This window comes from Mesorhizobium sp. M1A.T.Ca.IN.004.03.1.1 (assembly GCF_003997555.1).
Lineage (GTDB): Bacteria > Pseudomonadota > Alphaproteobacteria > Rhizobiales > Rhizobiaceae > Mesorhizobium.
Genome location: NZ_RZTV01000124.1, coordinates 1 through 327, shown reverse-complemented (window position 1 = coordinate 327; position 327 = coordinate 1). Strand labels below are relative to the sequence as shown.

The 327-nt window shown below is 67.0% G+C and carries 1 protein-coding gene; it reads left to right on the top strand.

The genetic code is table 11. The features are described 5' to 3' along the window. On the top strand, window positions 1-327 hold a 327-nt coding region (locus EOD29_RS30985), incomplete at both ends, for a M24 family metallopeptidase (protein WP_127248793.1).

Below are 327 nucleotides of genomic sequence, written 5' to 3'. Positions count from 1 at the left end.
CGGCCGAGAAGGACGGCTTCTTCGCCGATACCGGCGCCTCCTTCGCGGTGCCGCCCGTCAAGCCGAAAATCGAGCGGCTCTGCCGCGACGGTAAGCGGGCGCTCTGGGTCGGGCGCAACCAGGTGAAATCGGGCGAATCGCTGGCAAAGATCGGCACCGCCGTCGGCGCTTTCGCGCAGAAGAACCGCTATACGCTGGTCGCCAATCTGGCGAGCCACGGCGTCGGCCGCTCGCTGCACGAGGAGCCGGCCGAGCTCTCGACCTGGCCGGATCCTTCGGAAAAGCGTGTGATGACGGATGGCCTCGTCTTCACCGTCGAGCCATTCC